The 23,957-nt window shown below is 65.8% G+C and carries 27 protein-coding genes; 12 read left to right on the forward strand and 15 right to left on the reverse strand.

Translation table 11 applies throughout. The features are described from left to right. The first annotated feature begins 288 nt into the window (after positions 1-288). The 3 genes from E8M01_RS25065 (at position 289) to E8M01_RS25075 (ending at position 5,200) form a co-directional block, all read left to right on the forward strand. On the forward strand, positions 289-723 hold the full coding sequence (locus E8M01_RS25065; protein ID WP_136962649.1) for a hypothetical protein: 435 nt from the start codon (positions 289-291) through the stop codon (positions 721-723). Between the two features lie 242 nt (positions 724-965). Next, positions 966-3,536: a BREX-1 system adenine-specific DNA-methyltransferase PglX gene (locus E8M01_RS25070; RefSeq protein ID WP_136962650.1), complete on the forward strand. Its 2,571-nt coding sequence runs from the start codon at positions 966-968 to the stop codon at positions 3,534-3,536. Further along, the gene (locus tag E8M01_RS25075) at positions 3,440-5,200 is read left to right on the forward strand and encodes an Eco57I restriction-modification methylase domain-containing protein (protein WP_136962651.1); all 1,761 of its coding nucleotides are present in this window, start codon (positions 3,440-3,442) and stop codon (positions 5,198-5,200) included. The genes E8M01_RS25070 and E8M01_RS25075 overlap by 97 nt, the downstream gene beginning before the upstream one ends. A gap of 321 nt (positions 5,201-5,521) precedes the next feature. Here the strand turns inward: E8M01_RS25075 and E8M01_RS25080 are convergent, their stop codons facing one another. Continuing rightward, entirely contained in the window at positions 5,522-6,727 is a 1,206-nt protein-coding gene (locus E8M01_RS25080) for an MFS transporter (protein WP_136962652.1), read from the reverse strand. 187 nt (positions 6,728-6,914) lie between these two features. Between E8M01_RS25080 and E8M01_RS25085 the strand changes: the two genes are divergently transcribed. Then, entirely contained in the window at positions 6,915-9,953 is a 3,039-nt protein-coding gene (locus E8M01_RS25085) for a tetratricopeptide repeat protein (RefSeq protein ID WP_136962653.1), read from the forward strand. A 99-nt stretch (positions 9,954-10,052) separates the two neighbouring features. Here the strand turns inward: E8M01_RS25085 and E8M01_RS25090 are convergent, their stop codons facing one another. Further along, positions 10,053-10,763, reverse strand: a complete 711-nt coding sequence (locus E8M01_RS25090; RefSeq protein ID WP_136962654.1) for an IS110 family transposase — start codon at positions 10,761-10,763, stop codon at positions 10,053-10,055. 78 nt (positions 10,764-10,841) lie between these two features. Continuing rightward, a complete protein-coding gene (locus tag E8M01_RS25095; RefSeq protein ID WP_136962655.1) occupies positions 10,842-11,996 on the reverse strand; it encodes an OpgC family protein in 1,155 nt (384 codons plus the stop codon). 269 nt (positions 11,997-12,265) lie between these two features. Between E8M01_RS25095 and E8M01_RS25100 the strand changes: the two genes are divergently transcribed. Continuing rightward, a complete protein-coding gene (locus tag E8M01_RS25100) occupies positions 12,266-12,781 on the forward strand; it encodes a hypothetical protein (RefSeq protein WP_136962656.1) in 516 nt (171 codons plus the stop codon). Between the two features lie 93 nt (positions 12,782-12,874). Further along, positions 12,875-13,192 carry a hypothetical protein gene (locus tag E8M01_RS25105; protein ID WP_136962657.1) on the forward strand — a complete coding sequence of 106 codons (318 nt, stop codon included), beginning with the start codon at positions 12,875-12,877 and terminating at the stop codon, positions 13,190-13,192. 505 nt (positions 13,193-13,697) lie between these two features. On the opposite strand, the gene E8M01_RS35130 is transcribed toward E8M01_RS25105, so the two are convergent. Together E8M01_RS35130 and E8M01_RS25110 are read right to left on the reverse strand one after the other, a co-directional pair. Continuing rightward, entirely contained in the window at positions 13,698-13,838 is a 141-nt protein-coding gene (locus E8M01_RS35130) for a hypothetical protein (RefSeq protein ID WP_170182065.1), read from the reverse strand. Positions 13,839-14,095: 257 nt separating this feature from the next. Beyond that, the gene (locus tag E8M01_RS25110; RefSeq protein ID WP_136962658.1) at positions 14,096-14,407 is read right to left on the reverse strand and encodes a hypothetical protein; all 312 of its coding nucleotides are present in this window, start codon (positions 14,405-14,407) and stop codon (positions 14,096-14,098) included. 262 nt (positions 14,408-14,669) lie between these two features. On the opposite strand from E8M01_RS25110, the gene E8M01_RS25115 reads away from it, so the two are divergent. Further along, positions 14,670-14,915, forward strand: a complete 246-nt coding sequence (locus tag E8M01_RS25115; RefSeq protein WP_136962659.1) for a hypothetical protein — start codon at positions 14,670-14,672, stop codon at positions 14,913-14,915. A gap of 194 nt (positions 14,916-15,109) precedes the next feature. Here the strand turns inward: E8M01_RS25115 and E8M01_RS25120 are convergent, their stop codons facing one another. The 6 genes from E8M01_RS25120 to E8M01_RS25145 all read right to left on the reverse strand — a co-directional run bounded on the left by E8M01_RS25120 (position 15,110) and on the right by E8M01_RS25145 (position 18,528). After that, complete coding sequence (locus tag E8M01_RS25120; protein WP_136962660.1) at positions 15,110-15,316, reverse strand: hypothetical protein; 207 nt, start codon at positions 15,314-15,316, stop codon at positions 15,110-15,112. Positions 15,317-15,515: 199 nt separating this feature from the next. Further along, positions 15,516-15,845, reverse strand: coding sequence for a hypothetical protein (locus E8M01_RS25125; protein WP_136962661.1), 330 nt, complete (start codon positions 15,843-15,845; stop codon positions 15,516-15,518). Between the two features lie 320 nt (positions 15,846-16,165). Further along, on the reverse strand, positions 16,166-16,366 hold the full coding sequence (locus E8M01_RS25130) for a hypothetical protein (protein ID WP_136962662.1): 201 nt from the start codon (positions 16,364-16,366) through the stop codon (positions 16,166-16,168). Positions 16,367-16,379: 13 nt separating this feature from the next. Then, positions 16,380-16,694: a hypothetical protein gene (locus tag E8M01_RS25135; protein WP_136962663.1), complete on the reverse strand. Its 315-nt coding sequence runs from the start codon at positions 16,692-16,694 to the stop codon at positions 16,380-16,382. Between the two features lie 327 nt (positions 16,695-17,021). Beyond that, positions 17,022-17,786 (reverse strand): hypothetical protein, encoded by a 765-nt coding sequence (locus E8M01_RS25140; protein ID WP_136962664.1) that lies wholly within the window; start codon positions 17,784-17,786, stop codon positions 17,022-17,024. Between the two features lie 31 nt (positions 17,787-17,817). Beyond that, positions 17,818-18,528 carry an XRE family transcriptional regulator gene (locus E8M01_RS25145; RefSeq protein ID WP_136962665.1) on the reverse strand — a complete coding sequence of 237 codons (711 nt, stop codon included), beginning with the start codon at positions 18,526-18,528 and terminating at the stop codon, positions 17,818-17,820. A gap of 134 nt (positions 18,529-18,662) precedes the next feature. Here E8M01_RS25145 and E8M01_RS25150 point away from each other — a divergent pair, with 134 nt between their 5' ends. Further along, positions 18,663-19,025: a LexA family protein gene (locus tag E8M01_RS25150; protein ID WP_136962666.1), complete on the forward strand. Its 363-nt coding sequence runs from the start codon at positions 18,663-18,665 to the stop codon at positions 19,023-19,025. A gap of 103 nt (positions 19,026-19,128) precedes the next feature. After that, a complete protein-coding gene (locus E8M01_RS25155) occupies positions 19,129-19,686 on the forward strand; it encodes a hypothetical protein (protein WP_136962667.1) in 558 nt (185 codons plus the stop codon). Positions 19,687-19,841: 155 nt separating this feature from the next. Here E8M01_RS25155 and E8M01_RS25160 read toward each other — a convergent pair whose 3' ends face one another. After that, a complete protein-coding gene (locus E8M01_RS25160) occupies positions 19,842-20,186 on the reverse strand; it encodes a VanZ family protein (protein WP_170182066.1) in 345 nt (114 codons plus the stop codon). A 577-nt stretch (positions 20,187-20,763) separates the two neighbouring features. Between E8M01_RS25160 and E8M01_RS25170 the strand changes: the two genes are divergently transcribed. Next, positions 20,764-21,060 carry a hypothetical protein gene (locus E8M01_RS25170; protein ID WP_136962669.1) on the forward strand — a complete coding sequence of 99 codons (297 nt, stop codon included), beginning with the start codon at positions 20,764-20,766 and terminating at the stop codon, positions 21,058-21,060. 89 nt (positions 21,061-21,149) lie between these two features. On the opposite strand, the gene E8M01_RS25175 is transcribed toward E8M01_RS25170, so the two are convergent. The 3 genes from E8M01_RS25175 to E8M01_RS25185 form a co-directional block, all read right to left on the reverse strand. After that, on the reverse strand, positions 21,150-21,497 hold the full coding sequence (locus E8M01_RS25175; RefSeq protein ID WP_136962670.1) for a hypothetical protein: 348 nt from the start codon (positions 21,495-21,497) through the stop codon (positions 21,150-21,152). Positions 21,498-21,732: 235 nt separating this feature from the next. Then, positions 21,733-22,146: a VOC family protein gene (locus tag E8M01_RS25180; protein WP_136962671.1), complete on the reverse strand. Its 414-nt coding sequence runs from the start codon at positions 22,144-22,146 to the stop codon at positions 21,733-21,735. Positions 22,147-22,323: 177 nt separating this feature from the next. Next, positions 22,324-22,554 carry a hypothetical protein gene (locus tag E8M01_RS25185; protein WP_136962672.1) on the reverse strand — a complete coding sequence of 77 codons (231 nt, stop codon included), beginning with the start codon at positions 22,552-22,554 and terminating at the stop codon, positions 22,324-22,326. Between the two features lie 187 nt (positions 22,555-22,741). On the opposite strand from E8M01_RS25185, the gene E8M01_RS25190 reads away from it, so the two are divergent. Together E8M01_RS25190 and E8M01_RS25195 are read left to right on the forward strand one after the other, a co-directional pair. Next, positions 22,742-23,044: a hypothetical protein gene (locus E8M01_RS25190; RefSeq protein WP_136962673.1), complete on the forward strand. Its 303-nt coding sequence runs from the start codon at positions 22,742-22,744 to the stop codon at positions 23,042-23,044. A gap of 458 nt (positions 23,045-23,502) precedes the next feature. After that, positions 23,503-23,793: a hypothetical protein gene (locus tag E8M01_RS25195; RefSeq protein WP_136962674.1), complete on the forward strand. Its 291-nt coding sequence runs from the start codon at positions 23,503-23,505 to the stop codon at positions 23,791-23,793. The last annotated feature ends 164 nt before the right edge of the window (positions 23,794-23,957 follow it).

A 23,957-nucleotide genomic window follows, 5' to 3' on the forward strand; every position in this document is an offset into this window, starting at 1 on the left:
CATCCGCTTGTGGCGATAGGCGGCTGGCAGGGCCTGTTTCCCGAGGGCCGGAACCGACCCGTGTCGCATTGCGACAGGGCCGATGAGCCACCCGGAATGTGCGGACAACGCGGAGAAGGCGTGGCGGTTCCGTGGCAGGGAAAGGTTCGAACCAAGATGCTGGCGAGGACCGGCCGCTTGTGTCGCAATGGCCACAGGTCGGGGCGCGGCCGCCCTGCGTATCTGGCCTTGACGGGCCGGCCCCGAGTGGCAAGGTTCGCCGCTTTTCCGCATTGCAGGAGGCCGCTCATGATCGGCAAGACAGTCGGCAAGATAGTCGAAAAGCCCTCAGCAAGATCGACCGGCCGGCGCCTGGTGTCGCGCCTGGCGCTCAGCGCCTTCGGGCTGGCCTTGGCCGGCGCGGCCATGGCCGCCACGACGCTGCCGCTGGAGCCGGGCCTCTACCTGCCCGCCGATGTGCGCTGCGGCAACGAGCAGGCGGAAACCGAGGTCTTCCGCATCGACGCCCGCGGCATTTCCACCAACCGCATGGCCTGCACGGTGCAGCCCGCCGCCGGCCGGGCCAATACTTTCGAGGCCACCTGCCGCGAGGGCGAGGACGTCGGCGAAACCGCAACGCCAGGGGATGGCCCCACCGTCAAGCGGGTGATCCGGGTGCTGTCGCGCCGGACCCTGACGCTGGACGGCGAGAATTTTAGGTTCTGCCAGGTGCTGGATGATTGAGGGGGGCGATGCTGTCCGGTACCGAGCGCGCCTCGACGCCCCCTGCAACGAGGTCTCGCTTGCCGAGGAGGGGCCGACCGTCTCCTGCTGTACCGGCTTGGCCGGTTTGCCGCTCACTTGGATCAGCCCTTAAGCCCTTCGGTGCTGTTGGAGCTTGAACTAACCGTCGCGGCGAAGGAATGTAAAAAACTTGTGCGCGACTCAGGGGTCAGCGACCCCGGCGCAAGTATTGGGGTGGGGCGTTGATTCAAGGTGGCCTTTTTACGCGAGATTTCCTTGAAGAGGGCATCAAAGGACAAGCTGCCTGGCAGCAAATAGATGATGCAGAGCTGCGCCGGCTTAAAGACATGGCTGTGTCGCTCTTCGCGAAAATCACGTCGACCAAAAGCCCGAATGAGGCGGTTACTGAGAAGGATCTGATCTACCCGCTTCTGTCGACGATCGGCTGGGGTGATCTGGTGCTGGTCCAGCAGAGCGCTTCGAAGAAGGGCCGGAGCGATGTTCCGGACGGGCTTCTTTTCGCGGATGAGACCGCATTCGCGAACGGTAGACGCGAACTCGACAGCTGGCTGCGGTTCCGCCATGGCATCTGTCTGGTTGAATCGAAGAAGTGGAACCGCGTCCTCGACCGTGAGGAGAAAGGCGCAAAGTCCCACGAGGGCGTACCCTCGACGCAGATGTTACGCTATTTGCGTCGAGCAGACGATATCACGAGTGGCAAGCTACGATGGGGTATCCTGACCAACGGTCGACACTGGAGACTCTACCATCAGGGTGCACTGTCGGTCTCGGAAGATTTTCTTGAAATCGACCTTGGCAAGGTCCTTGACCTGCCCGGGTGCGGGCTTGACTTGATCGATGTCCGAGGCCGGACTCCGGCTGAAATCGAGGCTTTGCGAGAGCATCTCTTCAAGCTTTTCGTGGTGATCTTTGGTCGCGATGCGTTCGTGCCGCAAGACGGCAGGCTTACCTTCCATCAAATCGCGCTCCAAGAAGGACGGAAATGGGAAACGCGAGTCGCTCGCGACCTTGCAGACAAAGTCTTCGACGAGGTGTTTCCCCTTCTCGCCGACGCCCTCGCCAAATCCGATCCGCAGCGAGACAAAGCTTTCGGATCGGCCTATCTCAACGAAGTCCGCCAAGCAGCACTGATCCTGCTCTATCGGATCCTTTTCGTGCTCTACGCTGAAGATCGCAATCTGCTTCCCGATGAGTCCGGTCTCTATGCCGACTATTGTCTGACGCGGGTTCGCCAGGAAGTGGCTGAGCGCAAGAGCGCACGCAAGCCTTTTCCGGCCTCAGCCAAGACATATTGGCCGCGTCTGCAATCGATCTTTCGAGCCATTGCAGAGGGTGACGACGATCTCGGCATTCCGCCTTACAACGGTGGCCTTTTCGACAAGGACGCTGCGCCGATCTTGGAGCGAGTTGCTCTTAACGACGCCGTCGTTGCTGACGTTGTCTTTCGATTGTCGCACGAACACGATCCGAAGTCCGCTCGACCACCCAAATACATCAACTACCGTGACTTGTCGGTGCAGCAGCTCGGCTCGGTCTACGAGCAGATTCTCGAACACGGACTTCGCCTGAATGACGACGGCACCGTGGGCATTGCCGCCGACGCGTCCGGCCGGAAAACATCGGGATCCTATTACACGCCCGAGGAACTGGTTGGCCTGATCATAGAACGCGCGGTCGGCCCGCTGGTCGACGAGCGTCTTTCCTGTTTCCGCGAGAAAGCCGCCGCTGCAGCTCATGACGCTCGTCCAATCCGTAGCCGTCTCGACGAACTCACGGATCTTGATCCTGCATCGCGCTTGCTCGATCTGAAAGTCTGTGACCCCGCGATGGGCTCGGGCCATTTCTTGGTCAGCCTCGTCGACTGGCTCGCGGACAGCGTTCTGGCCGCGATGGCTGAAGCGGCAGCGATCGTCACTTTCGCCGATTACGTTTCTCCATTGGCCGGCCGGATCGACGCGATCCGAACAAAGATTCTGGGCGAAGCCAAATCGCACAAATGGCCGATCGTCGAAGCGCAGCTTGACGATCGCCATATCGTCCGCCGCATGGTGCTGAAACGGGTTGTCTATGGCGTCGACAAGAATCCGATGGCCGTGGAGCTCGCAAAGGTGGCTCTTTGGCTCCATTCCTTCACAGTCGGAGCTCCTCTCTCGTTCCTCGACCATCACCTACGATGTGGCGACAGTGTCGTCGGCGCTTGGGCGCGGCCGATGGTGGACAAGCTTGAGGGATTGGGCGCCCTCTTTTCGAATGGGCTGATCACACGTGTCGAGCAGGTCAGTAAGGTCATGGCTCAAATCGAGGGCACGACCGATAATGACATCGCCGAGGTGACGGAATCGAAGTCGAAGTTCCGAATCGTCGCTGAGGCAACCGACCCGGTTGCAAGCTTCTTCTCGCTCATGACGGCCGAGACGCTGATGGGCGTGCTTGATGCAGCGCCCCGGAAGGAGCCCGAACCGATCGAACACCTAATTGAGGCGAACAAGTCCGAGAAGGTGATCAAGAAGGCGGCCACCGACCGGCAAGCTTCGAGCGCGCAGCTGGTTTACGGCTCGCCCTTGACGGGACCTTCGGCGACCCAATCCGTATCGCGACCGGTGAGACCCGCATCACGCCGAAGGACACTGCGAGGCAGTTCTCGCTTCTCGAAAAGGAGGAAAGGAAGGGCCGGAAGCCGGAGCTGTTCGATAACATGGGCGTCAATGCCCGCCGACGCGTCATCGCCGACGACTTGGTCACCGAAATGCGTACCATTGCCGCCCAGCATCGCTTCTTCCACTGGGAGATAGGCTTTCCTAACGTTTGGTCAAACCTCCTGTCGACTCAGCCCGCTGGCGGCTTCGACGCAGTCATCGGCAACCCGCCCTATGTTCGCCAGGAACTTCTCGGTGAAACCAAGCCAGCCTTAAAGAAGGCATACCGAGCCTACGACGGCATGGCCGACATCTACGTCTATTTTTACGAACAGGGCCTCCGGCTCCTTCGCCCCGGGGGCCGTATGAGTTATGTCGTCACCAACAAGTGGCTGAAGGCCGGTTACGCTGAAGCCTTGCGCGATCTCTTCACGGATCCCGCGCGCGCCAAGCTCGAATTCGTCGCAGACTTCGGCCATGCCAAGCACTTCTTTCCCGACGCGGATGTGTTTCCGAGTGTCGTGGTCGTGCGCAAGCCGGTGCTGTCGGCCGCGTTCCCCGTGTCCGATGCCGGCAACACGCCGGCTCCGACTGCCCAGATCTGTGTCATCCCACGTGATCTCGTTCCCGAGAAAGGCCTCTCGGCCGCGGTTGCTGAGGCGAGCTATCCACTGCCGCTCGCTCTCTTCTCGAAGGAGAGCTGGACGCTGGAGCCGCCGGCAGTGATCGCGCTCTTGGAAAAGATCCGGCGCAACGGCGTTCCAATGGCAGAGTATGCGGGTGTGAAGCCCTACCGCGGCGTGCTGACTGGTTTCAACGAGGCGTTTCTGATTAACACCGCGACACGCGATCAGCTTGTACGTGACGATCCGAAATGTGCCGACATCATCAAGCCCTATTTGCGCGGACAAGACATTGAGCGCTGGTCCGCGTCATGGGATGGTTTATGGATGATCTTTGCTCGTCGAGGTATCGACATTTCCAAGTTTCCGAGCATAAAGCAGCACCTGGAGTGTTATCGACCGCAACTTGAACCAAAGCCTGTTAACTGGAAGCCGACAATTCCTGGTGAGGAGTGGCCAGGTCGTAAGGATGGCTCTTACAAGTGGTTTGAAATACAAGACTCTATCGAGTATTATTTAGAATTCGAAAAGCATAAAATCATATATCAAGAAATTCAATATTCCCCACTTTACGCCTATGATTCGACCGGATTGTTTGGAAATAATAAAACGTTTCTGATTGCCAAGCGAGATCAGTATCTACTCGCTGCGCTGAATTCTCCGCTAATGTGGTGGCACAATTGGCGTTACCTTCCTCATATGAAGGATGAGGCACTTACGCCCGTGGGTGTCAAAATGGAGAGTCTGCCAATTGCGCAAGTTAATTATGATTGCGCTGCTACAGCAGAAGACTACGTAGCGCAAATATTGACGCTTATGCCAAAGAAGCGCGAGCCGGCAACAGCTCTCATGGACTGGCTTCGCGTCGAATTCGGTCTTGACAGGCCCGGGCGACAGCTTGCCGAGGCGCATCGCCTTGACGCCGATGCTTTCGTAGCCGTCGTTCGCGCCGCTTTGCCGAAGCGGCAGAAGCTCTCGGCCGCTGATGTCGCACGCCTTCGCGGGGAATGGATCGACACCGTCGCCCCGGCACGAGCCGCGGCCGACGAAATCCTCGCCCTCGAACGCCGACTGGCCGACCTCGTCAACGCGGCTTACGGCCTGTCCCCCGATGAAGTGAAGCTCATGTGGCAGACCGCTCCCCCCCGCATGCCGCTCAATCCCTCCGAGGAACTGCGGCGGTTGGGTCTGCAGTGACAATGGGGACAAAACCCAATTGCGAGCCACCCACGCACAGCACAACGCGCCCACGATGAGTACAATCGTATCCAGGTCACGCGCCATGGCATGTCGGCTTAGAACTCGACTCGCGGACTTTTGATCCGCCAAGGCGGGATTTGCTGCGGCGCGCCTATGGGGCCAACTCGGTCGTTCAACGATGACGCCCGATTTTTTGCACGACAAGCGAGTCTCGCGAACTGGTGGCCTGGTCACGTCCACAATTCTGACCACTCAGGCGTCGTCGGAGGATCTCTTTCCCTGAAGGGATTGTGGCATCGAGATCGTGGCTATCCGTCGTCATTTACCCCGTCCCCTCAGCGCCCAGCCGATCCCAACCCCCATCACCCCGGCCAGCGCCACCGGCACGGCCGCGGCAGACCAGCCGAAGCTTGCGACCACGCCGCCGACCAGGACCGGGCCGAGCACCTGGCCGAGATTGTTGCCCTGGATGACCAGGCCGACCGAGATCGGCGCAAGCGTTGGCAAGGGCGCGAGCGCCGGCGCGCCGCCGAGCACGGTGGGCGGCAACAGGCCGCCGACCGCGGAGAAGATGACGAACAGCAGGAAGACCAGCAAGGGCGGGGTGGTTTCGAGGAAGATGAACAGGCCGGTCAGGCCCATCACGCCGCTGGCTGCCGCCACCAGCACCCAGCGCGGCACGCCACGGGCGATCAACGGGCCGCTTAAGAGATTGCCGATGACATTGGCGCCGATGGCGAGCGCGCTCAAGCCGCCGGCGGCTGATATCGACACGCCCAGACGCTCGGTCAGCAGGATCGGCAGGAAACCGACGGCGGCGAAATATTGCAGGTTATAGGCGGCGAAGGCGAGCGCCAGCAGGCCGGGCCCGCCGGCCGCGATGGTGGCGCCGGTGTCGCGCGCGGTGCGGGCGAACGACAAGGGCTCGGCCGAGACCGGGCCGGGCCTGATGACGATGGCGAAGACGACCGCCGCGGCGAGCGCCAGTGCGCCATTGGCGAGCCACAGGTTCTGCCAGCTCGAAAAGGCCGGCCCGGCGATCAGCGCGATCGCGATGCCGGCGGCCATGAAGGTGCTCCAGATGCCGAAGGCGAGATCGCGGTCTTGCGGCGCGGCGACGCGGCCGAGCAGCACCGGCGCCGGCACCGCGATCAAGAGGAAACCGAAACCCTCGACGATGCGGCTCAAGACCAGCGGCCAGAGCCCGCCGGCAAAGGCGCCGGCAAGGCTGCCGAGCGCGAGCGCGAACAGGCCGTTGAGGATCAGCGCCCGGTCGCCGAAGCGGCCGGTGAGCGCGCCGACCGGAATGCCGCCGGCGACGCCGATCAGCGCGAACACCGCCATCACCCAGCCGCCTTCGGCCAGCGTCAGGCCGAGATCGGCCTGCAATTGCGGCAGGGCGATCGCCGCCTTGCCCACCTGCAGCGCCGCCACCACGCTCACCGCCACCACCAGCGCCACGGCCGGCCAGTCGGTCGCCGTTACAAGCGCGAAAACCCGCGTGGCGCGGGGAAGCCTGTCCATGCCCATGCTGATCCGTCCTGCGGCGCGGGTTGCACGCCAGCACGGTACTCAACAGGAGATGGGGCCAGGGCGCATCATGCAAGGACGTATGCTGGCCATACGGTTTCGTTGAAGCACCGGAGCGATCGCGCTTTCCCTACCGAGAGGGCCGGTCGATCGGGTCGGGCCGTCGAGTCCAGAGTTTTCGATGGTTGTATCCGGCTTTCATTTACTATCAATTGCTGATGAAACACTGCGGAAGAGGGCCGCAATGTCGCAATTGATCAAGCTCGCCGGCTGGTCGGGCCAGGCGCGCGGCAATATCGTCTTCGTTCATGGCCTCATGGGCAATGCCTATCGCACCTGGTCGGCCGGCGAATTGGCCAAGTCGCTGTGGCCGCGCTGGCTGGCCGAAGATGTCGTCGGGCTGAATGCCTATACGCTGAGCTATGAGGCGCCGGCGACCAATTGGCTCGGCACCGGCATGGCGCTGCAGGATCGCGCGGTGAATGTGCTGGAGGCGCTGCTCGGCGAGGCCGCGCTCAGCCGATCGCCGCTCATCTTCGTCTGCCACAGCCTGGGCGGCCTTCTGGTCAAGCAGGTGATCCTCGACCTGCAACAGCAGGCCGGACGCCGTCCGGAGGCCGCGGCACTGCTCGCCCGGGTGCGCCAGGTCGTGTTCATCGCCACGCCGCATAGTGGTTCGCGGCAGGCCGGCTGGCTCGTTCGCCTGCGCTTCTTCCTCTGGCCGACCGCGGTGGTGCGCGGCCTGATCGAGAATGATCCGGTTTTGCGCAAGCTCAATGTCGATTTCCGGGGCTTTGCCGCCGATCCCGGACGGCAGATCGCCTACCGCATCTTTTACGAGACGCAACTGACCGAGTTCGGGGTCATCGTCGCCGAGGCGAGCGCCGATCCCGGCTTGCCGGGCCTGCCGCCGGTGTCGATCGATGCCGACCATATCAGCATCGCCAAGCCGGCCAGCCGGCACGCCTTGCTCTATCAGCGCACGCGCGACTTCGTGGCGGACGGGCTGGGTGGGCGCGACGAACCTGATGGTGCCGGTGAGTTCGAGCGCTTCGACCTGGTCGACCTGCCGCGACAGCAATCCTGGAACCTGTTGCCCAGGGCGTTCAGGCTTGCGGCGGTTCTGCTGGTTCTGGCCGGCGCCGGCAAGGTCGTCGATGCGCTGGTCTTCGCGCCGGCGCGGGTCGAACAGCGCCGGCAGGCCGAGCTCGGCCGCATCGAAGCCCAACGCCAGGCCGACATCCACCGCATGGAACAGCAGCGCCAGGTGGAGGCCGAGCGCGCCGAGGCGGCCAGGAGGGAGGCCGAGCGGGTGGCGGCGTCCCGCCATGACAGCCTGCTGGCTGCCATCGCCGCCGACAAGGGCGTGCCGCGCGAAGTCCTGGTCCGCCACCTCGTCCGCCTCGGCGCCGGCGACGATATCAAGCCGGACGACATTCCGCGCTTTCTGGAGAAATTCGCCACCGAATACGCCGACCTCAGGGCGCAATTGCAAAGGGCGACCGGCGACAGCGCCGAAATCCAGGGCCTTCGCACGCAGGCCCTGGCGCGCATGGAGGCGGGCGACCTGGCGGGCGCCCGCGACCTGCTGCGCGCGGCGCGCAAGCGCCTGACGGAAATCCGCCAGGACAGCGCCGTGCGAGAGGCTGAATTGCTCTCGGAAGAGGCGAGGATCGAGCTCTTGCGGCTGGACTATCGTGCCGCCGCGGCAGCCTTTGCCGAGGCGGCCAGGCTGGTCGCTTTCGACGCCGGGCGTTCCGCCGATTACATCCGCCGGCAGGCCGATGCGCTGGACGGGCAGGGCGGAGACTTCGGCGACAAGCCGGCGCTGGAAGAGGCGATCGCGCTCTGGAAGGCGGCCGCGGCCTTGCGTCCGCGCGACACCGCACCACTGGACTATGGCCGCGCCATGCTGGGCCTCGCCAATTCGCTGGATCGCCTGGGCGAGCGCGAGACCGACGGCGACTGGCTGAGCCAGGCCGTCCAGGCCTATCGGCAGGCCCTCGAAACGATCCCCCGGGAGACGGCTCCGGACGAATGGGCGTCGGTGCTCGAAGGGCTCGGCAATTGCCTGCTCCACGTCAGCGCTCGCGTCGGCGGATCGACCGTGGCGCAGCACGCCGTCGCCGCCTACGAGGGCGCCCTGACGGTCAGGACGCGGGACCGCAACCCGGTCGTCTGGGCCCGAACCTATGCCAATCTGGGCAATGCCTATCTGACGATCGCCTTGGCGAGCCCGGCCAGGGTCTGGCTCGACCGGGCGATTGCCACCTACCAGGAGACACTGACGGTGCTGACCCGCGAGCAGTGGCCCGGTGAATGGGCCGCGCTCCAGTCGAACCTCGGCAATGCCTTGTCGGAGGCCGGCCGGCGCGAGAAGTCGGCTGACCGCCATGAGGCGGCGGTTCGGGCCTATCGGGCGGCGCTGACGGTCAAGACGCGCGAACGCGGGCCGGTCGACTGGTCGGCAACCAAATATAACCTGGCAGGCACGCTGCTGGACCTCGGGCGGCTGGGCGACAGCCGATGGCTGGTCGAGGCGGTTGCCGAATATCGCGAGGCGATCAGCGCCATCGACAAGCAGAATGTGCCGTTGCGCTGGGCCACCAGCCATACCAACCTGGGCAATGCCTTGTCCGAGCTCGCGACCCGCGAGCGCAGCAACGCGCGGTTCGAGGAGGCCCTGGCGGCCTATCGCGAGGCCCTGACGGTCTGGCCGAAGGAGATGGGTGGCTGGGCCCTGTCTCAGCAAGGGGTGGTCAACGTGCTCTGGCAGCTGGGTCGCGATGGCGAAGGGCCCGGCAGGTTCGAAGAGGCCTTGCCGATCGCCCGGCAACTGGCTGAGCGCCGCTCACGCGCGACAGCACCGCGGGCCTGGGCGTCGAGCCACTATGACCTTGGCGTGGTCTATCTGTGGATCGGCTTGAGAAAGCCCAGCGAGCCGGACCTGGAGGCGGCCATCGCGGCTTATGGGCAAGCTCTCGGCGTCTATGACCGGGCCGCCACGCCGGCGCAATGGGCGCGCGCCCATGGCAGCCAGGGTGTCGCCATGCGATGGCTCGCGGGGCTGCGCAAGGACGCCTCGCTCGCCCAGGCCGCGGCCGATCACATTTCGCCGGCGCTCGACCTGTTGCGCATGCATGGCGAGGCAGACGATGTGTCCTTCTTCGAGACCGAATTGCGCGAGGCGACCGCGCTGCAGGAGCGCCTGAGGCCTTGAGCCCGCGTCTTGCCGGTCCGGCGCGCGCCTCGCCCGGCGCCGCGACAGGTCCGGCCGCCGGCTTCGGTTACGCCCAGGGGTCCGGCTGGTTTGCATCCGCTAGCCCGAGGCAGAACCTTGCTTCCGCAGGCGCAGCAGTTCCGGCATGGCGATGACCGCGGCGATCGCGCGGCGTTCGTCCATATCAGGCATGGCGATCAGCCGGTCGAGACAGGCGGCGATCTCGGCATCGCCGCGCAGTTCGGCGACAAGTTCGGCGAGCGCGCGCCCGGCGCGCTCTTCGGCCCATTGTTCGTCGCGATCATAGACCTGATCGAGCGCGGAGCGGTCGTCCGGGCCGGCGGGCGCGGTGACGCCGGCCCGATGCTGCAGGCGCCTGATGCGGGCGGTCCTCAGGTCGTCCTCGGCGTAGTCGAGATAGACGAGGTGGCCGGAAAGGCTCGCAAAGCGCGGGTCGGGCGAAGCGCGCTCCTCGGCCCGCAGCGCGGTCAGCGCCGCGATCCGCGAAGCATCCGGCCCCCGGGCCCCGGCTGGTCCCTCGGTGAGCCAGGCATAGGCCCTGACATGGCGCGGCTCGATGTCGACAATGGTGAACCCTGTCGCGCGCAGCGTATGGGCGAGCTTCGGCCGGTGGCCGGTCAGCTCCAGGCCGACCTGGCTCACGCCGTGGCGGGTCAGCACGGAGGCAAAGGCGCGCCAGCCGTCGCGGTCGTCGCCGGCATGCCAGCGCTCGGCCACATCCTGCACGGCCAGTTCGAAGGTGGCGCCGGCCGTGCTGATCCCGGCGGTCTTCACTCTCTCTGCGGTCATCGTCATGTGTCCGATGCCGTCCAAGCGAACTGCCATCATGCCGACGTCACAGGCGATCTTGCAAGGACGTTCCGCCTGCTACCGGTCCAGCGCCTTGGCCTCGGCCGGTGCTGCGGCCCGTCCCTCCACCGTCTTCGGCTTGGCCCAGGGTTCGCTCTTGGTGAGCCTGGCAGCCCAAGCCGCCGCCACCACGCCCGCCAGCCCGGCGAGATTGACCAGCGCGACGGTGCCGGCGTCGCGGCCCCAGATGTCGAGCGTTATGCCGCCGATCCAGGCAAGCGCGGTACAGGCGAGGAAGGCCGGCAACGACTGGGTGCCGACCAGGGTCAAGAGTTTCGCGGCCTCGGTGTCGAGCAGGAAAGGCGCGCGGTCCAACAGCGACAGGCTGAGATAGGCGAGCGCCAGGAAATGAATGAGCCGGACCGGGTGCAGATTGGTCCAGGTGTTGAGCGGCAGGCTCGCCGCCTGGATGTCGATGAGGACGGGCAGGTGGTCGGTGAAGCCCCAGAAATTGAACGGGATCGAAACGACCACGATCACGGCGGCAAGTGCCACCAGGGGCCGCCGGTTCAGCGCCGGCGGCCTCCACCAGCCGAGCCCGATGGCGAAGCCGAGGAAGAACAGGGCCTGCCAGGCGAAGGGATTGAAGAACCAGGGCTGGCCATTGTCCGGCCGGCCGGGCATGGCGAGCCCGAAGACCGAAGCTGCCAGATAGAGCGCGGTCGACAGCGCGAAGGGCGCGACCGGATGCAGCCGATAGGCCGCGATCATCACGGGCACCAGCGCCAGCACCACCACATAGAGCGGCAGGATGTCGAGCAGCATGGGCACATAGGTGAGGGTGACGAGCCCGCCGATCGCCTGGGCCGGCTCAGCGATGACATAGGCCAGTGCCTGCATGGCGTGACTGCCCGGCGGCGCGGCGAGCACGGTAATGCCGGCGAGCACCACGAACAGGCAGAGGTGGGCCCAGTAGATCTGCCAGATGCGGCGCGCGATCTTCAGGGTGCCGTTCCAGAAGCCGGCGATGAAAAAGGTCCGGCCGAAAGCGATGGCGCTGGCAAAGCCCGAGCCGAAAATGAACAGCTCGGTCGCCGAGGAAAAGCCGAAACGCGCGGGGATCCAGGCGAGCCAGGGATTGCCGGGCATATGGGCAATGAAGATGATCAGCATGCACAGGCCGCGGAACACATCGAGGCGCTGGTCGCGCGGGCGCTTGGCGGCTGGGGTCATGCGGATGGGTCCGGTGCGGCGGCTGGCCTTGAGGCGGTTACGCTGACGGGAGGCTGATCGTTACGGGCGGGCGAGGGAGAGCTAATCTCTGCGCCTTCGGGCGCCTGGGCCACGGAGCGCGGTGGCGCTCGCGACGAGCCGCAGTTCACCACTTCGATGAGGTTTCCCCATCGCCCTCACGTTTTGGTGATGGCGCCGTCCGTAACGGCATCTCCCCGGTCGCGAATGGGTTCTCAGCGGCGCCGGAGCGCCACGCCCGGAGACCCGCCATGACCATGCCCAGCGCCAGCCCGACCAGCCCGGTCATGCCCGCCCGTTTCGCCGGCCTGGTCGTTCCCAATGCCCGGCAGCTTGCGGCCCTGGCGATCGGCGGTCTTGCCGGCCTCGGCCTCTGGGAGATCTGGGCCTCCGTGCCGACGCCTCTGGTGGCGGGTGGCCCGCTGGAGCCGCCGGCGCTGATCAAGGCCCTGTTCGCTTATCGCCTGGGCGTCGAGCCCTCGGATGTCGTCGCCAGGGCGTTGCATTATCTCACCGGCGTCATCGGTTATCCGCTGGCCTATTTCCTTCTCACCCGCAACGGCGTCTCGCTCGGCCGGCCACTCGACGGCTGGCTCTGGGGCCTCGCCACCACCTTCATCGCGCTCGGCATTTTTGCCCCGCTCGCCGGCCTGCCGTTCCTGCTGCTCGCCTGGGGCGGCCAGCTCACCTTGATGAGCACGATCGGCCACACGCTTTATGGCGCGCTCGCCGCCTATCTCTTCGAGCTCATGAACGACCGGACCTGAGCCGGAATCGCCGGCAAGGAACCAAAGGCGCGCCTTGCCGTTGTCACGCTAGCCGGCCACCGGTCCGCCGGCAGCCCCGAGCAGGAGCCCGCCATGGCCACCAAAGCCGCGCCCAAAACGACCAAAGCCAAAACGACTACAGCCAAGACCGACGGTCAGCAGCCGGAAAGCCTCGCCACTTTCGGCGCCGCCGCGCGCAAGGGCGGCAAGAAGCCGGCCGATGTCGGCCTGGTCGCGACCTCCGAGACCGCGCCCATCCCGGCCTCGCTCAAGGCCAAGCAGAAGGCTGCCACCAAGGTGCTGCAGCGTGGCGTCACGGGCAAGGACAGGGGCGCCGACAAGGCGGCCAAGGCCTTGCCGGACCGCACGCGCAAAGGTGCCAAGGGCACCAAGGGCGCCACCACGCGCTAGCCGCCGGACCAGCGCGCCGCGGTTGCGACGAAGGTCAGGAGCCCGGCGGCCAGCAGGGCGCCGGCGATCGCCCAGAGCCAGAAGGTGAGGCGCTGCCGGCGTCGCACCGGCAGGCGGCCGAGGCCCAGCGGCCCGCGCGGCGCGGGCTCTTGATGGGCATGGTGCAGTCGAGCAGGCCAGAACAGGCTGCGCCAGGACGGGCTAAGCCAAGACGTGCTGAGCCAAGACGTGCCGGGCCGGGAAGCGATAAGCCGGGAAGCGATAAGCCGGGAAGCCATATGCCGGGACATGGGACATCTCCCAAAACTGAACGCGGGAGTCCATTTGCGGGACCATTTTCGCGCCGGATCTCAACCCTCTGAGGCGTCCGGCGCTGTGCTGTGGCGCACGATGCAACAATGAGGCCCGGCCATAGCGGGCCTGCGACAGCGCCGGCCCGGCCAGCAAACGGCCTGCCGAAGGCGCCGCGTCTAGGTCGTGCCGCCATCCATTATGAGGACACGACCTAGGGCGTCGGCGCGGCGGTCAGCAAGGTGAACAGGCCAGCGGCCACGGCCGCCGCCACGACGGCGACCATCCAGAAGCGCGAGCGCTCCATCCGCGATGGCGGCAGGCGGTTGACGCCGAGTTGGGTATGCCAGGTCATCGTCTCGCCTCCGTCGGCTTTGAGTGCGTGGGCACGCCAGGCGCCCTGAATCTGTCTACGCGGCGGCAGCCGTTCTGGATGCAGAGCATTGCGGCAAGCTTGCAGCGGGCGAGCAAGGGCGAATGGCGTATGGCGAGTAGCGAATGGCGAGTAGCGAATGGGGCATGCGGTGACCAACGCCGTGCTCTCTCTTTCTCTGTCTCGGACCAAGGGCAATCGCTGCGCTCTTCGCATCGTGCCCCATTCGCCATTCGCCCTCATTCGCCCTCCGCTATTCGCCCGTCCACCCGCGCGCCGAGCTGCCGGCGGATCGCCTGTTCGATCAGGTCCCAATGCGGCGCCTGGCGCTCCACCCGGGTGAAGCGCCGTGACAGCCGGCCGCCGGCCAGCGCCAGCGCTTCGGAGGTTTCCAGATAGATCTCGCTGACCTGCCAATCGCCCTCGGCATCGACGATCAGGTCGGCCGAGCCATGGGCGAACAGGTGCACGTCATGAGCCCGGCCGTCGCCGCCGGCGACCCGTGGCAGGATCGGCAGCTCGTCCAGGGCAAGCTCGAGATGGCGGCGCATGGGGTCTCCCGGAGGCTTGCGGCGGCAATGACAATATGAAAGCATTGCTTGAATCAATGTTCAAGGGAAACTTTGGCGAACGGGCTGAAAGCATGAAAGCGACACTCCGGCAGGGCAGGGGAGCACTATCCACAACCCCAAGCTTTGTTCTTGATATGTTCTCTTCCTCGGAGTCAAGATGCTGGCCTCACCCGCGTGAGATCCGAGACACCGACGAGCACGACAAGGCAGCGCAACACGGCGGATATGGACGAGGCATGGCATGACGGTGGCGACCTGGTTTGTGGTCCAGCCCTATGAGCGGTCGAAAAAGGGCCGGATGATCCAGCGCGATGCGCGCGAATGGCAATCGGCGGAAGCGGCCTGCCGCGAGGGCTTGCGGGTCGCGGCACAAGGCGGCGTGGCGGTCGCCTTTATCCGCACCGGCGATCCCGAGACCGGCGAATTCGCCGAGGCGGTCATCCTTGGGGTGTATGGCGCGCTGCCGGACGAGGTCCTGGCGGTGTGACCATGGCGCTCGAACGCGGTCGGGTGGAACAACGTGGCCGGTCCGGTTGCGCGAGCGGCGCCTTGGCGCGATGCCACAAGGCGCCGGGGCGAGGCGGCGTTGAGCTCACGGCATCAAGCTCTTGATATCAAGCTCATGATATCAAGCTCTTGGCGTGGATCTGTTGAATCGGCATGGCAAGGTGCGGCCCTGCCTCACCCCCGCTCGCGCCGTTCGATCTCCAGCGCCACCCGTTCCCAGTGCCAGCCGTCGCGCGTCTCGTCGCTTTCGCCGGCGGCCTGCGCGGCGGCCGCGCGCGAGCGCGCTTCCTCGACGGCCTTGGCCTGGAAGTCCCGGATCAACTGATCGGCATCGGCGCGGATCCGCCGTTTTGCCGCCTGGCGCTTCTTGAAGGATGACAAAGCTCGCGGTCCGCTTGTGGCCGGCTGGCGCGCCGGCCCGCTCCCGTTCGCTCAAGCGCAGGGCCCCGTCAACCCCGCCGGCTCGCAGGTTTTGCGGCAGGGTTGCCGCCGGCCGCCCGCGGCCGACCATCCGAGAGGGACGTAAGCTCAGGATATCAAGAGCTTACGCCACCGTCCCGAATCGGCGTCCGAGACAGTCTCAGCGCATATGCGGCACCGAAAGCCGTGACTGCGAGCCGGAGCAGGCCCGGTCATGGGCCGAGCGTGGCCGGTGCAGGTAGCCGCGCTGCGCCATGCACTGCACGCCGCTCGACTGATAAGGCTCGGCGGCGATGCCGCAGATCTGCTTGGCGGTTTCGAAGGCGTTGACCAGATCCTGCCGGCCGGCGGCGCGCTGGCAATCGGCGCGGCCCCAGACCGCCGGTTCGCCGGGGGGCGGCGGCGGCGGTGGCGGCGAAGTCTGGCAGGCGGCAAGGGCAAAAGCGGAAAAGGCGAGGCAGGCGAGAAGGGGGGCAGTCGTCAGGCGCATGAAATCGTCTCCTCGTCGAACAACCTGATATGCGGCTCTGGGTTCCCGGATCGGGACCGTCGGAGCGATCCGGGCCTATCGGGCGTCAGAAGGCGCGGACCCGAAAGTCCGCTCGGGGAAAGCGTCGGCCGGGAACGATCCGGGCGGCCGGGCTCCGGGTCTCGGTCTGTCGGTGGCCACCTTTGGTCAAGGTCTCGCCGGCCGGCGTTTCAGCGCCGGGCGGCCAGCTGAGGTTTCGTGTTTCGTTCAGGCCCGCGCCGTGATTGCGAGCTTCGTGCGCAACCCAGGATAAGTGATTCCCTGGCGCTGTCGCGCCCGTTTCAGCCGGGTCTCCCCGTCCGGCGCCGGGCGGGACCCCGGCCGAGCCGGGCAGCCTGGCGGTGCAGGCGCTCGAGCACCGCCGTCTCGGCCCTGAAGTGCTGGAGCCCGGCAAAACCGAGCCAGGCCAGCCAGGCGACCAGTCCCATGGTGATCAGCAGGGCGCCGTCGATATTGACCCCGATCGGCAGCACGTCGTCCATGATGCTCTCCCGTCTATGCGCCGCCCTTGCGGTCGACCTTGCCCAGCATCCGGTCCCAGAAAAAGGTCTCCGGCGCCGCGCCCCATTCGTCATCGAGGCGCCGCTCGACGCGCCCCATGCGGCCGCGCAGCGCGGCGATGCTGCGCGCCCGGTCCTCGTCGCGATCGGCGGCCTTGCGCAAGGCTTCCTCGATCGCCTGCAGGTGGGCGCGCTGGCCGGCCAGGCCCAGCACCTGCATCCAGAGCGAGGCGGCAATGAGCAACAAGAGTAAAATAAAGATCAAAATGACGACGTCTATTCCTATCTCACGCAAGAGCCAGCTGGTCATCAGGACCTCCGGTCGCTAGGCGCAAGTGAATAGCCCAGATCGACGGTTTACGGGGATGGAACATCGCGTAAAACACAAGAAATGTGACCGCAGCAAGTCATCTGGGGATGAGCGTGAGCTTTGCCTTGACCTCTAAAATTGCCCGGCGCGTCTTTACCGAATGGAAGGGGTGTTGTGGGAGCGAATGGGGAAGGGGGAAGGGGGAATGGCGAGTGGCGAATGGGGCATGATGCGAAGCGCATCTTGAATGACCTCGTCCGGAGGGGAGCGTTCGCGGCGCGCTCCGCCGCATCCCCATTCGCTACTCGCCACGCGCTACTCGCCCCCTCAATTCTGCGCGAGGAAATGCCGCACGAGTTGGCAGACATCGGCGGCATCGTCGGCGGGAAGCATGAAATAGCAGGATGTATCGCCCTCCCTGACGATACGCACGGTGTCGTTGAGCAATTCGATCGTGCTGATCCGCTCATAAGACTGCGCCAGAGAACTGGCATCCCCGACGAACAGGATGCGGCGATCGGTGACCACGAACCGGCCGATGCTGATGGTTGCCGGCTGTTCGACCTCTTGGTATCGCCCGCGCAGCGTGTCGACCCAATAATTGATCCGCCAGATCACCGGGACCACCGCGACATATCCGGAGCTGCCGATCTGCTCGCGAACCCAGCGCTTCTCGATCCAGGTCGAGCCGCAGGCATAATAGGCGCTCTCGCCGCGCTGCAGGTTGACCTTGGCCAGTTCGTCCGGCAGCGCCAGCGGCCTCATGCCGTTGGCGAGGTTCCAGTTGGTGGTGAACAGCGTCATGTCATAGGGATCAAGCTCGGCGCCTTCGCCGATCGATGCCGAGATATGGTTGATCGCCTCGATTGCCACAGGATCCAGCCGGCGCTCGGCGGCGGCCCGCTTGCCGATCTGTTTCATCCGGACCTGCGCGCGTTTGCGCTGCAGGACGGCGAAGCGCTCCGGCGGGACGCCGCCGGCCTCTGCCAGGGCGGCAAGCCCGGCCAGTTCCTCCGTCGTCAGCCGGGTGTCGGCATAGGCGCTGCGGAGCGCGACGCGCAGCGGCCGCTCCCTGAACCAGCGGAACAGCATTTTCCCTCCGAGATGCCTGGAATCGGCAGGTTCACCGCCGGTTATATTTGCCCACCACCCGGTGGCAGATGGGCCAGTCGACACGGGCGACGTCGAACTGTTTTTCCGGTCGGAACTGCTCGAGCTTCCACATCCGGTCGTTCCAGCTGATCAGGTTCTTGATGATCGCCTCGGCCTCGCCATTGGGCCCGTGGTCGTAGAACACATGCACCTCGTCGCGCGCCGGCTGCATATGCGGATTGATCAGCGCCATGTCGCCCCAGCGATAGGCCGGCGACATCGAGTCGCCATAGACCATGATGCCATAGGCGCCCTTGACGCCCTCCAGGATCGCCGGGCGCTTGACCACTTCGATCGGGTCGAAGGTGACGATCAGGTGGCCTTCGCCGCCCTGGGCCGCGGCATAGATCGGGAAGTCGCGCGCGCCGACCAGATCGGCGCCCGGCACGATCGCCGGGGCGAAGGGCGCGATCACCGGGGCTGGGCCTTGCGCCTCCGAGCGATCCGGGCCGAGCCCGGAGGTCAGCCAGTCGCGCTGCACGCCGAGCAGGTCGGCAGCCTGCTGCAGGCGGTCGATCTCCGGGTCGGTCCGGCCCTGTTCCCATTGCGATACGGCCTGCGAGGAGACGCCGAGCGCCTCGCCGAGCTGGCCTTGCGTCCAGCCGCGCTGCTTGCGCGCCGCCCGGATGCGGTCGCCACGCGTCAGGGGAGCCGTCGTCGAAACCGTCGCTGGATCTGCCATGGGCCGCTTCCGGAGCTGTCCTGGGGTGCATACTAAAGCGGTGCTTGATTTAGTCCACAAAGTGATGCTTGATTATTTTGAAAGTGTTGCTTAAATTCCTGATCTCGATTCACCCCTTCGTCCGAGGACGTCAGATGGGCCTCACCAAGCGACAGGCGGCTCTGCTCGCCTTCATCAAATCCGAACTCGACCAGGGCTTGCCGCCGCCGTCCTACGTCGAAATGGCCAGCCACCTGCGGCTCGCCTCGCTCTCGGGCATCAACCGGCTGGTGAAAGGCCTGGAGACCCGCGGCCTGATCCGCCGCATTGCCGGCTGCGCCCGCTCCATTGCCGTCGTTCAGGACGGCCCGAAACCCGGAACCATCCCGGTCGCGCTGCCGGAATTTACCTATCGGCGCGCCGAGGCTTCGGCCGCCGCCCAGGGCATCCCGGTCAGCGAACTCGTCGCGACCCTGATCCTGGCGGCAACCAGGCCGGATGCCGGAGCTGGCCGATGACGTCTGGCGCGGTGATCCCTCGGGCGACGGAAACGCCAGCCTGTCCACCCAGAGCCCGGCTCTTGTTCGAAGGCAGCGCGTTTTGCATGGAGGATGTCAGGTCATGACCAAGCTCAGGGGACGGAAGCGCAAGGACGTCAAGCGCCAGCCGAACGGCCAGCCGTCGCGCGCCGGCCGCCAGGATGAGATCTTCGCCGTCGCGCGCAACCAGCCGCACCGGCGCGGCCTTGCCAATTTCCGTGACGAGCGTGCCGCCGACCCGCTCGGGCGGCTGGCGATGGCGGGCCTGATCGACGCCGAAGCCTATGAGGCTGGCAAGGCCTGGCGGATCCTGGTTGCCCAGTGCCGGCGCGCGCTGGACGCGCCGCTGCCCGACCCGAAGAGCCTCGCCGCCGGGCCGATGGCGGCGTCTCCGGGGCTTGCCGAGGCCGGGACCGGCGGTCTCGACACACGGGCGCCGGAAGAGCGCGACCGCGCCACCCGCCGGCGCTGGGCCGAAGCGAACGCCGTTCTGCGTGACGAGGGTTATCAGGTCGCGGCCGAGGTCGAGAGCGTGGCGGTCGACGGCCGCGAGGCCCGCAACCTGCCCAACCTGGCGCGCGGCCTCGCCGTGCTCGCCTGGCATTTCGGCATTGCCGAGGGCCGGCGAAGGGCCGGGTAGGGAAGGCGGGTGGGGAATGGCGAGTGGCGAATAGCGAATGGCGAGTGGCGAGTGGGGCATGATGCGAGGGGCGCGGCGATCAATCCTCTCTCGTGGAAAGGGATTGGTCCCGAATGGTCACCACCCATGCGGATTCATTCCCTATTCGCCACTCGCTATTCGCCACTCGCCCACAGCCGATTGACGATCCCGGCCGCGACCAGGCCGATGAAGCCGCCGGCGGCCTTGACCGCGAAATCGGCGAACCTGCCGTGCCGGCCGGGCGCCAGTTCCTGCATCAGCTCGAAGACGGCGGCGCTGCCAAGGACCAGGGCCAGCACCAGCGCCCAGCGCTTGGGATAGGCAAGGCCGAACAGCCCGCCGATGACGGCAAAGGCGAGCAAGCGTTCCAGCCCGGCGGAATGGCCGGTGACCGGGCGCAGTTGCATGGGCCCGATCGTGGCGACGAACACCGCCGCCAGCAGGGCCCAGGCGGCCCCGCGGATCAGAAGGGATGCCAAACCGGGCGACGTCAAACCGGAAGATGTCAAGGCGATGTCCTGGCCGTTGCCTGCATCGCTCCTGATAACATCGGCGATCGGGCGGAAGCATGGCGGCGCGTGTCGCCAAGTCGGGTGCCAAGTCGGGCGCCAAGTCGGGCGCCAACTCGGGCGCCAACTCGGGCGCCAACTCGGGCGCCAAGCCGGGCATCGCCGGCTATCCTGCGTCGGCCGGCTCCGCAAGAGCTGGACGACCTTCACCCGGGCCGGCGCGGGGCGATCCGCCACCGGGATCACGCGGTCGCGGGTCCGCGATCGAGATCTTTGCACACGCGGTTTTGATCGTCTCCACGGGCTGCGTGAAGGCTCGCTGCGCGTTCATCATTTGGGCGAGATTGTGGCAATTATGCGGTTTATTCTGTGTGGGCACCGGCGCGGCGCAGGTGAAACGCCGTGTGGCCAATGGTCGCTTGCGGTTATGGCTTACCGCTCGACAAGGATCGCTTAAGGCTTTCGCGCCATTCTGTTCACTATCAAGTCACTCGCGTTGCATGCCTTCGAAGCCTATCCTTCTCGTCTCATGGAAAGGCAGCCTGTCATGGCGGATGTCCCTCCGGGCCGTTCATTTTCCGCAGCCGACCGCATCGTCATGCGCGCGATCTATCGCCGCTGCTGCGCCGATCTCGGCCTTGCCGGCGGCACCAGCAGCCGGCATCAGGCGCTCGCCCGCACCATCATGCAGCATTATGTCGCTGGCGCCACCGATCCCGAACGGCTGGCGGCTCTGGCGCTCGGCGAGGCCCGCAAGGCCGCCCGCAGGGCGACTGCCCGGCCGCGTACGCCCTGGGCCAGCCTGATGGCGCTGCTCGGGTGGCTCCAGCCGCGGCAGGCCTGAAATCAAGGTTCGGCTGGCCAGAACAAGATGTTCCGGCCAGACGCACGCGCGGCCGGTTGGGCTGGAAGCACAAGCGTCAGCCGGGCCTTCTAGAACCAGCGGCGGGGTGGGGCCATCTTGGCCGCCGGCCGCAGTGTCATCTGGGCGCCTTCACCCTCGACCGGGCTGACCGTCGCGACATAACAGGGCATCAAGCCGACACTGATCCGCGACGGGGAAATCTTCGGCTCCAGCAGCGGCCGATAACCCATGGCGTTCTGCGGCAACGAGGCCGCGATGATCTCGGCGGGCGTCAGGTGGCTGGCGGCGAGCCGCTGCAGCATCCGGATGATGCCCTTTTCGGTCAGTGTGCCGAGCCTGATCTCGGCTGTGTAGATGCGGCCGCTCTTGCCGCTGCCTTCGATCGTCAGAATGCGCTGGCCCGGGCAGTCTCGCATCGCGCTCACCTGCAATCAAACCGCTGATTCCAGATGCTGCTACAACCGTTGAGATGTGCAAGCGGTACCATGGTCACGACTATCACGTTTGCGTGATTATTTGCAAGGCAATCGACCCCGAAGGCGCGAAATGCGGGCCGGGCCCACGCCGGCGAGCAAGGCTCACCGGCGCGGAAATTGTTCGTCGGATTGTATCAGTTTTTGTCCGCGGGCCACCTGCGATTGGCCAACAGGCCTAATAGATCGTCCAGTTTCCCGGCGTCATCAGTTCCAGCAGGTGGCCGTCCGGATCGCGGAAATAGCTGCTCTGGCCGCCGCGCTCCCACGTCGTGCGGCCTTCGATCACCACGTCGTGCTGGGCCAGCCGGTCGTCCCACCAGGCCAGCGCCTCCTGATCGACGGCGAAGCAGATGTGCAGCGGCCCGGCGCCGTCATGCGGCGGGATGGTGCCGCCCGGCAGCGTCTGGGTTCGCAGCGAGGCGCCACGCTTGAAGATCAGCAGCACGTTCGCGCCGCCGACGTCATAAGCGAACAGGGTCCGGGTTTTCAAAAGCGGCGTGAGTTGCATGACGGTTTCATAAAACCGCGCCGCGCGCTCGAGGTCGTCGACATAGATCGAGGTCTCGAGGATACGATTGAGTTTTGGCATGGAAGCGTCTCCGCTCGCCGGCCGATGCCGGCAAGGCCATTTTTGCCGGAAGCCGCCCTTGGACTGCAGTGGCCGGCGCGACCGGCTGCGGTCGCCACAAAGCACGGCCACACCTGCGCCGCTGCCGGCGCGGTGGGTTCGATCGGGCTCAGGTCGGTCAGGCCAGGGCCCGGTCCGTCACCAGCCATGGCCGCGTCTGCGGCCCCAGCCATAGCCGCGGCCGCGCCGGTGCCGTCGATGGCCCGGCGGGATCCAGCCGGAGCGGCGGCGCTGGCCGGGCGGTCCCATTCCGTCCGGCCCCCAGCCGCGCCCCTGGGCCTCGGCTTCGGGGCTGAGAGCGGTCAGGCCGACAAGGCTCGCCAGCGCACCGAAGATCATGGCGCGGCGGCTTTGAATCACGTCCGACATCAACTTGTCTCCCGGGCAGTTGCCCTTTTGCCCAGACGAGGCGAATGGGCGCGTGGACCCAACGCGCCGGCAGCCATTCGGGTTCCCGCCGCAACGCCAGGCCAGGCCTCGCCGATTTGCGCTTGCCTTCTTGGTGAAAACAGAACATAACAAGAACGAACAGGCGCGAGCCAGGAGATGTGAGTCCATGACCCAGGCAGCCAGACTGCAGGTGGTGCCGGTTTTCACGGCGACCGAAGACCAGAAGCGCGAATGGCCGGCCGAAGGCCAGTTCCGTGAGGACGGCCCCGGTTATGATGTCGGCCTGTCGCCGCCCGGCGTGCCCTATGTACCGACCGACGAAGACGTCGAAGCGGTGCTGGCGGAGTTCGACGGCGATCCGAAGCGGGCGATCCGTGCCTTGCTCGAGGATATCGGCGTGCTGGCCGATGACCGGCGCAAAAACGTCTCCTACGGTTCGATCTACGGTCACCTCGAAGTGGTGAAATAGCGGCTGCCGCGCAAGCGACAGAGCCCTGCCGCACCGGCCCGCAACGACGAAAGCCACCTGTCTCCAGATGGCTTTCGCGGTGTCTTTTCGCTGCATGATGCGTGGACGACAGGGGGTGGGCCGCCGGCAGTCCGCGCGGGCGATGGCGACGCGTGCCAATGGCCGACGAGCGGCCATATCCGGGAAACGATATCGGGCGCGCAGGGTTCCCTGCCGTTCAAGCTTTTTTGATCGGGTCCGGGGACCTGGTCGGAAGCCTCGAAAATCCGCTGGAAAAGCCGATCTTCCGTCGTTTTCGGCAGTTGCATCGCCGTGGTGGCAACCTGCGGCTGAAACAGGGCAGGCGACGCGAATCATCTCTTGACGCGCGACGCATGCCTGTCACATTGCCTTACTATTTGTCTGATATGCGCAGTGATCTCCGATCGACGTAGGAAGCCAACGAAAGGGAGCCGACCATGCGCAGCGCTCTCGCCGATCTCGACATTGACGACATTTTCGGGCCCGAAATCTTGACCCAGATGCAGCAAGTGTTCGATGCGACCTGCCGGGAACTCGGCGGCGCCGGCAACGAGCCGCGCATTCGCCGGGCGATCGCCGTGGCCATTGTCCAGCACTACGAACTCGGCATCCGCTCGCCGCTGGCGGTGACCGCCTCGGCGGTCAATACCGGCCGCAGCGCCCGCGGCCATACTCCCCAGGGCCCGCTCGTGTGGTGGAAGCCGGACACCGTGCAAGCGGCGGCGTGAGCCGGCGGCGAGCCGCGACTGACGCTGCTCCGGAGTAACCCCGATAACCCTCTCCCGACCGGAGAGGGTTTTTTTGGCTCTCAGCCCTGCGCCACATCCGACACGCCGTCGGCCCTCTGCCATGCGCGCCCAGAGCAGAAATTGGTCGCAAAGGGGCTGCAGAA

The sequence above is a fragment of the Phreatobacter stygius genome (assembly GCF_005144885.1).
Lineage (GTDB): Bacteria > Pseudomonadota > Alphaproteobacteria > Rhizobiales > Phreatobacteraceae > Phreatobacter > Phreatobacter stygius.